Here is an 11,920-nt window from a genome sequence, read left to right as displayed (position 1 = left end):
CGGCTTTGCCGCACGGGGAGGGAGGAAAGGGGACGAAGCAATGCCCCTCACCGCGTAGCTCCTTTGAATTCTTGACGTTTGGAGCTCGCCACTGCGGAAAGGGGTTAACTACCGGCGGGAGGAGCGTTCGAAACCGCCTGTCAGGAGAGCGGGGGGAGTTGAGGGTGAGCTCGCAATCCTAAGCGTGAGCGCTCGGCGTGGCGATCGTCGCCCTGGGGATGGCCAGATAGAATGTGCTGCCCTGTCCCAGCTGGCTCTCTACCCAAATGCGACCTCCATGCCATTCCACAATCGATTTCACGAGAGCCAACCCCAGGCCGCTTCCTTTCACGTGGGCGGTCTCCTTGCGGCGAACCCGATAAAATTTTTCGAAGATCCGCGCTTGATCGGCTGGAGCGATGCCGATCCCGCTATCTTTCACCCAGATCAAGATCTCTTGATCCTGCTCACAAAGGCCCAGCGAGATGATACCTCCGGCCGGCGTGTATTTAATGGCGTTGTCGATCAGGTTGGTGATCGCCCGACGCAGCCAGATAGGATCTCCATTCGCTATTCCCTGGCCGTTCACCTCTAAAGTCATGCGCAGCCCACGAGCCATCGCGTGGGGGCGCATTTCATGGAAGACATCCCGTATGAGATCGCTCAGGCGGCAGATCCCTCGTTGGCCGATCCCTTCTTCAATCCGCTTCAAGTCCATGAGATCCTCAATAAGCCGTGTCATCTGATCAATGCCGCTCATGATCTTCTCCACATACTCCCGTTGACGAGAGGTTAGGGGCCCGGCCATGCCCAGCATAGTGACAAAGCCCCGCATGTAGGTCAGCGGAGAGCGCAGGTCATGGGAGATGGCGGCGATGAAATCGGACTTCAATTCGTCCAGCGCCTTGAAGGGGGTGATATCCCGTACGAACACCAGCTGTCCGATCTCCCGGCCGTCCTCCAGGCGCAAATCGTAGCGCCCAGCCCAATAGGCCCGGCCATCAGAGCGCTTGAATTCACGGCTACGGACGTGTCCTGGGGGAATTTGCTCGCTCAACAGCGCGCGCAATTCCGCATCCTTCAGAAGTGGAGCAATGGGCTGCCCCACAGCCTTTGAGGATGGAAGCCCCAGGAACCGCTCCGCCGTCGGATTCAGATAAAGCAGATCGCCTCGCCCATCGATCAGCATCAAAACGTCCGGGCTGCTCTCCAGAACGGCTCGGAGCCGCTCACGTTCGGCCAGGGCCGCTTCGTACAGACGGGCCCGAGCGATGAATACCGCGGCCTGGCTGAGGATCAAGCGGACCAGCTGCCGTTCGGTTTCCGGTACCCGATGGGGTTGAGCGAAAGTCAACCACGCGACCCCCAGGAGTTCCTCTCCCAAATGAATGGGGAGGATCCCCAGGGCCCGCCCGATCCCTTCCTGGCGAAAGATCGTCGACAGCTCCGGATGACGAAGCACATGCTCGACCCAGAGGGGCTCCCCCTGCTCTAGGCCCAGTTTCCAGCAGGTCTCATCGGGCGGCTCCGGATCCTTTTCCCCTGTCGCGGTGAACACCCGGATGGAGCCTTGGGCTCCGGGGATCAGAATACGAGCTCTTGATGCCCGGGTTGCCCGCTCCAGAGATCGGGCGACCTCCGGCAGGCCGTGGGCCAGATCTCCGGTCTCCACCAGCCGTCGGTTGAGTTCCAACAGCAGGGAGAGATCCATCAGCCGGGCCCGCAAGCCGTGGCGCATGCGCTCCATCGCCTCCGCCAGCTGTCCCACCTCATCGGGCGCTTCGCTCTCAATAGGGATCCCGAGCTCGCCTTCCGCCATGCGTGCCGCTTCGGCTGTTCGCTGCCTTAAGCGTCGCGTGATGGACCAACTCAAGGCATTGAGCAGCAGCATGCCGCTCACAGCGAGCCCCACGAGAATGCCTGCAGAGGGAAGGATGAGCTCGAGGCCCCTTCGGATGAGCGCGGATCGGGGATACCGGATAACGGCCCACCAGTCCGTCCCTGGAAGCCGACGAAAGTAGAGCAGATCGACCGTTCCTATCGAGGATCGCTGGGTCGAATCGAAAGGCCCAGAGAGCGCTGGGACGGCGAGGGGGAAGACATCCAGTGTGTGCTGGGGATCTGCATGCAACAAGATCTGTCCTCGGGGATCGATCAGGAACCCCTCGCCGGAAGGCACGCTCCCACGCAGGGAACTCAGCACCTCTCGCATAGCGGGATGCTCTGCGATCCGCACGCGTCCGATCAGGAAGCCCCGAGGGGGCTCCCCATCCAGCGGCGCAACGAAAGATAGGCCGGCCGTTCCATCCGGAAGACGGTGCACTTTCGTGTGGATCACCGAGCGGGCAGCGCGGGCCTGGGTCAGCGCTGTGTGTTCCTCCGTCGAGAGCCCCTGGGCCCGCTCCCCTGCCGGATACGCGGCCAGGATCTCTTCATCCGCCCCGGTTAGCAGGACCGTATGGTAGATCGGCCCGGTTTGAACGAAGCGCTGGAGGACGGCAATGATAGAGGGGCTCTCACCAGGAGGGATGCCCAGAGCCGCTAAGTCTGCCAGCAGGGTATCTCCCGTGTGCAGGAAATATGAGAGCTGCTCCCCAGCCCGGCGAACTCCCTGGTTCATCGCCTCCATCTGCTCGGCGTAAGCTTGTCGGAAGGCCAGGACAGCCAGAGAGATCAACAAGCTGAAGATCAGTGTGCTCATCCAAAGTCCGAAGAAGAACAGCATCCGCGTCCGGATCTCTCGGGCGTGAGGGGGCCATTGGGGAAGCCGGCGAGTGAGGAATATGGAAGGCCGACGCCAATGAAGCCCTTGAGCGATCAGTCCGCAGATCAGCGCGCTGGCTCCCGATGAGGGCGCAACGGTGGCATACAGGGTCCAAATCCCATCCAGCGCCTCTGGCCATGAGGGATAAAAGCTTCCCCATGAAATCGCCTGGAGGATCAGCCAGATCCCCCAGCCAACGATGGCGGCGCTCACTGGTTGACGAAGGGCGCGAAAGAGGCGTCCGACGTAACTCTGGGAAAGCAACGAGCCGATCACCATGGCATCCAGGGCCATGATCCAAGGGAGATGTAGAACGCGGCCGTCGCTGGTGGATCCAATCACCGCTCCTCCAACCAGCCCGGCCAGCCCGAGGGCGCCTGGCTGGAGGCGTCCGCCCCAAACCAGATAAGGCAACCAGGAGAAAGCGGGGAAGCCGATCCGGAAAGGCAAGCCTGGGAAATCCTCCCATGACAGGACAGGGCTCAGACTCGTGAGGAGGATAAGGAGCAACAAGCTTATGACCTCGGATGTCTGGAGTTCTTTCCAGGAGCGAAGATCATGAGGGTGTCTGATCCATAAGCTGAGAACGATGAGGAACCCAATGATGGTCCAAGCCCATCCCCATACTGAGCCCGGTCCCACCAAATTACTTGGGAAGCCCCAGAACTCCACCCGCATCTCCCACTCCCGATCCGAGGGGTGGTTGCTGATAGCCCGAGGCGAGAGCGATCACAATCGCCATCTGCAATGTTAACCCTGATGGGAGTTCCGGGCGAAATCAACCGGGTAAAGCGGGGGCCATACCTTGCCTTGGGGATCTTTAGGGGTTAGGGGCCACCAAAGGTGGCCCCTAACCCTTTCGGAGGGATAAATTTCCGTGAGGTACGGGCCGCCTAGGCGGCCGTACCTCTAAGCCGCCGCAACGAAATCTTTCCGCCCCGATTAAGGGATGAGCAAGACCTTGCCCACCGTCTGACGGGAGGCCAGCCGACGATGGGCTTCGGCGGCCTGTTCGAGCGGGAACGTTGAGTCAATAAAGACCTTCAGCTGACCGGTGGCCACCAGATAAAGCACCTCTCCCGCCCGCCAGAGCAGCTCCTCGCGGGTCCGTAGGTAATGCCACATGGACGGTCGGGTGAGGAAGAGGGAGCCCTTTTGGTTCAGGACTTGTGGATCCAATGGGGGGACAGGGCCGCTGGATTGGCCGAAGAGCACCATGGTGCCTCGCGGGCGGAGGCAATTCAGGCTCTTTTCAAAAGTATCCTTGCCCACCGAATCGTAAACCACGTCCACACCGCGGCCGTCGGTGAGGCGCTTGACCTCAGCCTCGAAGTCCTGCTCCGTGTAAACAATGACCGCATCGGCGCCCAGGGAGCGGACGATCTCCGCCTTGGCAGGAGAGGAAACCGTGGCGATGATACGGGCTCCCCGGCGCTTGGCCATCTGCACCAGCAGCGTGCCCACGCCGCCCGCAGCCGCGTGGATCAAACAAGTCTCGCCGGGTTTCAGAGGATACGTGCTCTGGGTCAGGAAGTGCGCGGTGATCCCCTGGAGCAGGACCGCTGCGGCCTGAGGGAAATCGATCGCGGCTGGGAGCTTCACCAGGCGATCGGCGGGGACCACGATATAGTCCGCGTAGGAGCCGGATATACCGGCGTAGGCGACCCGCTCGCCCTCCTGAAACCCGGTCACCCCAGGGCCAACCGCGGCGATTTCTCCAGCCCCCTCCTGACCGGGGATGAAGGGAAGGGAGATCGGGTAAAGGCCGGTGCGATGATAGGTATCAATGAAGTTCACGCCGATCGCGCGCAACCGGACCAGGACCTGGCCGGGGCCGGGGGTTGGGGTGGGGATCTCATCCACTTGAAGGACTTCAGGGCCGCCGAACTGGTGAATGCGAATCGCGCGCATGGCCGAAGCCTCCGGGGGATAAGGATTGAGAAGGCCAGGGCTGTTCATGCCCTGGCCTTCAGGGTATCCAGCGGGAGCGGATGGGAATCGAACCCACCCCGGGCCGCCCCGCGACCCGACACCGGTTTTGAAGACCGGGGGCCTCACCAGAGGCCAACCGCCCCCATGCGGAAAATCACGTGATAAAACGCTTTAAGTGGGGCTGTCGGGCCCAGAATCCCCATTTCCCCCTCCATAGCCTCCCGTCCGCCAATGTTGTCATAATGTTGTCATGATGCTGTCAAGCGATTGGCAAGCTGCGGCCTCATTGTAACACGGGGGTGGGAGAAGTCAAGGGGGATGGCCGGAACCGGGAGCAGGCAGGGCCATTTACTCTGGGGGCCGCGCGAGCTTAAGCCGATTCCTCTTCCGAGCGGCGCCACTGTTCCAACAGCTCCCTGAAGCGCTCCTCCCCAATCTGCTGCCGCATTTGCTCATCCAGGTGGATTTGTCCACACGCAAAGCAGCGGCCATGCCGGTCCGTCGGCACAATCTCATAGAACCTCGCGTGGGGATTCTCCTGAATGGCCCGCTCTTGCAGCACCTTCACGCACTCCTCGGGAGCGGCATACCCCGCTTTATGAAAGATGATGAAAACGGGTTGGGTGGGAGAATATCGCCTCCACAATTTCTGCTCCAAAGCCCTCAGCTTTTGCTTCATCTCGCTTCCCCCTTGGTCAAGGATTCCACGGCCTTCTCCAACTCCGCCAACCTCTCCTCCAGATTCATCATCTCGTGCAGCTGGAGCAAGCGACCCAGCACCATATCGGCGGCCCGTAGACGCTGGCGGAGGTCCTCCGACGCCAGGGCGTCTTTCAACGCGTCCTTCGCCCCCCTCGCCAGCACCAGCAGGTCCCGCTGAAGCTCGGCCAGAGCAGCACGCTCCGCCTCCGCCAACGCTTGGCGAAAGGCTGGCTGGCGCAACCAGCGGTAGAGGGTTGTGCGGCTAACGCCGGCGACCTCGCAAGCGGCTTGTGTCGTGCCGAAGGTCACCAGGGCCTCAATCGCTCGGCGCTGTCGTGGAGTAACTGTTTCATTTTTGCTCATTTTGTCATCCTCCCCCCTCTCCTCCTCGAAGGACGCGGACAATCTCTTCCCAATCGCCGGGCCGCCAAACGTAGACCTCTATCCCTGGCACTTGGCGAAGGGTCGCCAGCCACTCTTCCTGGGCCGGCGATAGCTTCCCGCGCTCCGTTTTCAGCTCCGCCAGAATGAGCGGCCTCCCCGGCTTGGCTAACACCAGGTCCGGGAAGCCGGCCGGGGAGCGGATGGAAAGCCAGGTGCGGTAGACCTTCCATCCCAGGAGGCGGGCCAGGTCCACGACCTGCTGGCTGAAGTCCTTCTCCGAGATAGGAAGATGGGTTCGAGTCTCCACCCTCATCCTGCCGCTCGTTTATATCAGTTCGTTACAGGTAATATTCCCCGCTTCGGGCGGTCCTGTGGACAGGTGAACTTCGTGACGGGACACCAACTGCCCAGGGGCGGGTTGGCTCCGGGTCCAGAAGCCCGGCCTGCCCATCGGACAACTCCAGCCAATGGATTGGGAGCGCCTGAATCTTCACACCGGAGGGCCCAGGAGCGGCCCTTGGGTTACCCGAAGGGTTTCTGGAGCCTTGACCGGCGGAAACCCGGCTCCCAGGCCTTCCTGTGGCCACCGGGAGGCCTCCGAAACCCTCCCACCTTCAGCCGTCCCAGGTCACCCGGCATCTGGAGGCCTTGAGGCAGTCCCAGGTCTCCGCCTGGGGGTGCCTCTTCGGCGGTCCATCCGCCAAGGCCTGGGGAGGCCATGAAGGGAGAGCTCCGGCCTCCTGGTTTATGCTCTTTACCACTCACCTCTCCCCGTGCTCCGCCAGCCAGTCCATTAGGTGGCTGGGGTATCCCGACATCTTGAGCAGCGGTTCCCGGTCATATGCGGCCTTTAGGCAGTGTGGACACCTCATCACGAACCGGGGGTCCTCAATGGGTTTCCCACAATCCACACAGATAGGCCGAGATGCCGGGGATTCGGCGCTCGTGACCGAATTTACAAGCTCCCCCATGGAGAGCTGGCCATCCCCTTCCTGTCCCACCCCAGATTTCTTTTCTCCCCCTATAGATAGGGAGCGTGGAGAAAAGAATTCTGACCCCCTTTTGGAGCCATTCCCCAATTCCATTTCTCCACGCTTATTTCCGTGGAGAAAGCGTGGAGAAACGAATTCCGTCCCGCCTCCCCCTTCCGTCTCCGCCGAGCCACCACCCGAATTCGTTTCTCCACGCTCCTTATCTATATAGGGAGAAACGAATTCGGTGTCCGGGGTTTCTCCGCTCCCGTCCGCCAAGGTCCAGCGGTAGGGGTCTCCCTTTTTCCCTGACCCCTCCCGCCGCACCAGGCCGGCCTCTTGCAGCTCCTTCAGACGCTTGGAGGCCGTCGCATGGGGGAGCCCAACGGCCTTGGCCAGCTCCCCCGTGGTGGCCTGTCCGTGCTCCGCCAGGACGTCCAGGAGCTGCTGGCGCTGGGCCTCGGCCGAATAGGCCGCCGGCGAACCCAGCGTCTCGTAATCCGCGCCGCCGTTCCATCGGATGATGACCTCGAAGGGCTCATAGCGGCTGTAGACGGTCAACACCCGCCGGGTGTCGTCTTGCTGCTCCGGCTCGTAGCGCCGCATCTCGATAATGATGTCCACGAAAGCGGAAATGGCCCCTGACCCCCGCCCGGCCGTCCCCTGGCCACCGTCGCTCTTCCGGGGGTGGCGAACTAACAACACGGCACAGCCTGCGTCGGCGACGGCCTGGAGGGGTAGAAGCGCCGCGACTACTTCGGGGGCGTTATTCTCGTCTTTCACCGGCCATAGGTGAGGCAGAGCGTCGAACACCACAAGGTCGTAACCGCGCTCGGCAACCAGCCCGGCCAGGTAATCGGCAAAGGCCTCCCATCCCTCCCAAGTCGCTTGCTTCGGGAAAGGCCGCGTGATGATGTGGACGTGGTCACCGAGCCCGAATTCTTCCCGACGCTCGGCCCATTTCGCCTTCGCCTCCTCGGTGACCACCAGGGCCTTTCCGGCCTGGACCGCCTTCCCGGCCAACTCCCCTCCGGTCTCCATCTGTCGTAGAAGCGCCGCCACCAGCGTAGTCTTGCCGGATTTCCAAAGGGCGTAGAAATCCGTCAAATGCCCGCGGGCCAGGAGGCCCTCCCACACCCATCGCACCTCGGTATCATCTCCGGATAGCTCGGTGATGGGGACGGGGCTCCAGCGCTGGGTTCCAGAGGCCAGCCTTTCGGCATCCTCAGCCTCGCGAACCATCTGGAAACTCCTCTCCACGATGCCCAGCCAGGTATCGATAGGGAAGGGATGGACCTTGTAAAGGGTCTCCGCGATTTCTTTCCGGTCACGAAGGTCCGTGTAACTGGTCACGGTGTCTAATATCTTCACCCACTGGGGGCCACGCACCACCTCCACCTGGAGGCGTCCTCGCAGATGGCCGTTCCGGGATAGCCGAGGCCGGTCCAGGGTGAGGCGAACCCCCTTGCTCTCAAAGAGGCGGACGACGTATCGGCCGTCTACGATTTCCAGGCTGGGATGCTCCTCGGGGGGCTCAGGGAGCGCAGCGCCATGCTTCCGATAGGCTTGGATTAGCTCCCATGCCTTCTTCACCATCTCGTGCCAGGCGCCAAGGTCCACGTCGCTCCAGAGGCTCGCCAGCTCATGGGCGACTTTTGCCTGTCCGGGGGCCGAGGAGAGTTTGGCCGGAGCGTAATAAAGCGTCTCCCATCGGCCATCCCTCTTCACCTCAACCTGGAGATTGCCGGTGTAGTGGCCCTTCTCGTCGATTTCCAATCGGTCCACGATAAAGCGAACCCCTCGGTCCTCGAAGCGGGAAACGACATATTGGCCGTCCACAAACTCAATGCCTGAGCTCATCGCCATACCTCCAAGGGTAAGATGGGCTGCTTGGGATGCTCCACGGCCCACTCCTCCAATTCGAGCGCAATCTGGCGCCCGTGGCCACGGTCCAGCTCAAAGCCCTTCTCGCGGATACGCGCCACGCTGGCGCGATACCGGAAGCCGGTCTCCACGTCCACGATTTCCACCACCCGTGCGCCAAGGCGCTCGGCATCCGCAAGGCTCTCCACGTCCAGGGCCCATGCCGGCGGACGGCGCAACATGTGGACGCTTGCGCGGACGTGCTTGCGGAAGACGCCGTCGCGGACTTCGCCAACGGGGCGGCCGTTGACTTTTATGAGGGATGGGGTATAATGAGGAGCGAATGAAGCTCCGTTCCGTTCTTTGATGGGCCGCCGGGGCCAGCCGGCGGCCTTCGTCTTTTTGTTCATGGGTCACCTCCTTCGGCGTTATCCCAAGTAAGGGCATCCAGGAATCGCGCAGCGTCCCAGTCTGTCTCGTGCTCTTGGAAGGCCTGGCTCAGCTCATCCTGTAGCACCTCAATAACTCGCCGAACCAACTTCGGGTTAGCTGTGGCCAGGAGGGGTAGGGAATCCCTGCCGGAGTCCCCCCGCTCTATCACCACAAAAAGCATCGCCATCGCACACCTCCTGAAAGGTCTCTCTATATACATGGGGCGAAAGCGTTTATATGTGAGATATTTCACGACCAGTGGGCACAAAAAAGCCCCCTGAACCTACTCGGCCAGGGGGCGAATACGAGGGACGGCCTGTTTTTGTCCTACCGGTTGGTGGTGCCTACCTCCATTAAAAGTTCCCTCATCACGGCCCTTGCCTTCTGGCGAATGTTTTTCCGTATCACCCGCACCGTGCTTTCCTTAAGCCCGAGCCTCCGTGCTATCTCCGCCGAGCCTTGTCCTTTATACTTGCGGCCCTCCGATGTCGTCAGGTCCAACCACGTATGCAATACCTCACGTTCCCTTGGTGTAAGGCGCTCCTCGAGGCGCTTCACCATTTCCCTCGCCACCTCCGGCCTCCATCGCCCTATTGCGGGCTCGGCCTCCTCCTCGGGCCGCTCTACTTCCTCCTCAACACTTGGGGTGGTGTCCGGAAGCTGCTCCAAATCGATTTCCTCCACCCTCACTTCGAGCACATCGGTCCTGGGGAACGGCCTTCCCAGTAAGTCGCCCATCAGAGCGCACACCATCTTTTCCCCCAGAGGGTCCCAACACTCTCTGAGAGGAAGTTCGCCGAGCCCCATCTCCTGCAGTTCCTCGAGGGCCAAAAGCATGTTTTTGGCCAGAATGGTTGCGGTCACCTCCTCCCGCGACTGTGCTCCGCCCATCCACTCCAGCTCTTGCTCCACTCGCCGGGCCAACAGCGCGTCCAGTTCCCCGAGGAGGCGGGCTTCCTCTTTGAACTCCCGACGGTGCGCTTTCCCGTAGGCTTTCTTCAGGGCTTGAACCACCCTGCCGGCCCAATACTTGAGCCAGTTTCCTGACAGGACCTGATTCACTAAGTGGCGGAGAACTCCCATTGCGATGCGCCCGAGTGGTTCCGCGACTCCCTCCACGAGGCGTTTGGATGCTTCCAGGAGCGCTTCCAGGCGCGGTCCCACAAGAGCCTGGCAGAGCCTCTCCCCAATGGCTTCCACAGAGGGGCGGAAGTATTCCTGGAGGGCTTCCATAAGGAGGGCGGCTGCCTCTCGGAGCATCCGCATTTCATACGGATAGCGCTCCGGGTGTTCCAGCACTTCCCCAGCGGTGGGTCCGGTCTTTCCATTCATATCTCACCTCCACGGCGGTGGTTTTAAGGGGCTGGGCCCCGGTGTCCGTGGCCACCGGGCTTGCGGGCGGGGCGCCATCCGCCACCCGGCCCCCGTCACCCACACTCTACCAAGTCCACTCGGTTTTGGGTAGCGCTCCGCACGCCTGAGACGAAAAGGTGTATCGCACTTTCATGGTTCCCTCCTTTGGCCACATGGTTCCTCTCCGTTCAAGGCCTTTGAGAGCACCACAGCCACCCGCTCATCCCCACTCTTCAGCACGTGGGCGTAGATGGCCGCGGTGATGTGGGGGCTTGAGTGTCCCGCCCGCCGCGCGACCTGGGGAAGCGGGATTCCGGCCTCCAGGAGAAGGGATACGTGAAGGTGGCGCAAGCCGTGGGGTGTAAGGACCGGCAACCCCAGTCGTCGGCACGCCTCCCACATCGCGCGAACCACGGTCTTGCGCCATAGAGGGCGGCCGTCCCGTTGGGTGAAGACCAGCTTCCACTCGTTCGCCCAGCGCTCCCCCGCCCGCTCGCTCCATTCCGCTTGCTGGCGACGCTGACGGATGAGGGCCTCCACGGCCTCCGGCGGAATCGCCAGGGTGCGCACCCCGGCCGGCGTCTTTGGCTCCTGAAGATGCCACGCCCCGTTCGCCCACTGCAGGTTCCGCCGGATGATGACCGTCCCGCTCTCCAGGTCCACGTCTCCCCAGGTCAAGCCCAGCGCCTCCCCAATGCGGCAGCCGGTGGCCACCAGGAAGACCCACAAAGGATGGAGCCAGTGGGTTCGCGTCCCCTCGAGGAAGCGCCGGAGAAGGTCAGGGGTCCAAAGCTCTTGACGTCCGGGCCGGTAGCGGGGTGGGGTCACCCGTTCGCAAGGGTTCATCAGGAGCCATCCCCAGCGGACGGCCAGCTTACAGGCCATGCTCAAGGCGCGATAGGCTTTGAGCGCCGTCCGGTGGCGGCCTCGCTCCTCGAGGGTGGAGAGGAAATGCGCCACTTGGGCAGGGGTGAGCCGGCCGAGCCGCACACCCCCCAAGGCGGGGCGAAGATGGGCCTCACACACATAGCGCCAATCCTCGAAGGTTCGGGGGCGCCAGCGGGGGGCGTTCACGGCCAGCCAGGCATCCAGCAAATCCGCCACGGTCCGCGCGCCGGGGTTGGGGAGGGCGCCTTGGAGGGCGGCCTGTCTTTTCAGCTCCGCGAGGCGTCGGCGGGCCTCTCGTTCCGTCCGGGCATAGGCGACGCGTCGGACGCCGGCGATTTGGAGGGAGACCTGATAGCGGCCGTCCTTGCGGAGGCAAATGCTGCCTTCGCCGGAGGCTTTGCGGGGCATCGCTCACCTCCCTCGCCGCGAAGGAATGTTGTCATGATGCTGTCAAAGGTGGGATGGGTATTTCGAGAGGCTATATCTGGGGGTTAAGCGGGGATACACCGCCATATCTGGGGAATCGAACCCACCCCGGGCCGCCCCGCGACCCGACACCGGTTTTGAAGACCGGGGGCCTCACCAGAGGCCAACCGCCCCCTTCTCGTATTATATCTAAGCTGTTCGCCCCGTATCTCCTACGCTTGGCAGG

Annotated in this window: 9 protein-coding genes and 1 tRNA gene; all 10 read right to left on the bottom strand. The window is 62.3% G+C overall.

The genetic code is table 11. The features are described from left to right. Nucleotides 1–178: 178 nt before the first annotated feature. Entirely contained in the window at nucleotides 179–3,193 is a 3,015-nt protein-coding gene (locus tag ACFMO5_RS12535) for an ATP-binding protein (protein WP_376793091.1), read from the bottom strand. Nucleotides 3,194–3,685: 492 nt separating this feature from the next. Further along, nucleotides 3,686–4,654 carry a quinone oxidoreductase gene (locus tag ACFMO5_RS12530; protein ID WP_376793090.1) on the bottom strand — a complete coding sequence of 323 codons (969 nt, stop codon included), beginning with the start codon at nucleotides 4,652–4,654 and terminating at the stop codon, nucleotides 3,686–3,688. Nucleotides 4,655–4,724: 70 nt separating this feature from the next. Next, nucleotides 4,725–4,819: transfer RNA gene (locus tag ACFMO5_RS12525), tRNA-Sec, on the bottom strand. Between the two features lie 226 nt (nucleotides 4,820–5,045). Further along, entirely contained in the window at nucleotides 5,046–5,354 is a 309-nt protein-coding gene (locus ACFMO5_RS12520) for a hypothetical protein (RefSeq protein ID WP_376793089.1), read from the bottom strand. Continuing rightward, complete coding sequence (locus ACFMO5_RS12515) at nucleotides 5,351–5,740, bottom strand: phBC6A51 family helix-turn-helix protein (RefSeq protein ID WP_376793088.1); 390 nt, start codon at nucleotides 5,738–5,740, stop codon at nucleotides 5,351–5,353. The genes ACFMO5_RS12520 and ACFMO5_RS12515 overlap by 4 nt, the downstream gene beginning before the upstream one ends. 4 nt (nucleotides 5,741–5,744) lie before the next feature. After that, nucleotides 5,745–6,074, bottom strand: a complete 330-nt coding sequence (locus ACFMO5_RS12510; protein WP_376793087.1) for a VRR-NUC domain-containing protein — start codon at nucleotides 6,072–6,074, stop codon at nucleotides 5,745–5,747. A 448-nt stretch (nucleotides 6,075–6,522) separates the two neighbouring features. Next, a complete protein-coding gene (locus ACFMO5_RS12505; protein WP_376793086.1) occupies nucleotides 6,523–8,592 on the bottom strand; it encodes an AAA family ATPase in 2,070 nt (689 codons plus the stop codon). Further along, nucleotides 8,589–9,005, bottom strand: a complete 417-nt coding sequence (locus ACFMO5_RS12500; RefSeq protein WP_376793085.1) for a hypothetical protein — start codon at nucleotides 9,003–9,005, stop codon at nucleotides 8,589–8,591. The genes ACFMO5_RS12505 and ACFMO5_RS12500 overlap by 4 nt, the downstream gene beginning before the upstream one ends. A 349-nt stretch (nucleotides 9,006–9,354) precedes the next feature. After that, complete coding sequence (locus ACFMO5_RS12495) at nucleotides 9,355–10,287, bottom strand: LuxR C-terminal-related transcriptional regulator (RefSeq protein WP_376793084.1); 933 nt, start codon at nucleotides 10,285–10,287, stop codon at nucleotides 9,355–9,357. Nucleotides 10,288–10,530: 243 nt separating this feature from the next. After that, nucleotides 10,531–11,676, bottom strand: coding sequence for a tyrosine-type recombinase/integrase (locus ACFMO5_RS12490; RefSeq protein ID WP_376793083.1), 1,146 nt, complete (start codon nucleotides 11,674–11,676; stop codon nucleotides 10,531–10,533). Between the last annotated feature and the right edge of the window lie 244 nt (nucleotides 11,677–11,920).

Source organism: Thermoflexus sp. (assembly GCF_042408365.1).
Lineage (GTDB): Bacteria > Chloroflexota > Anaerolineae > Thermoflexales > Thermoflexaceae > Thermoflexus.
This window is presented reverse-complemented; position numbering and strand designations above follow the sequence as displayed.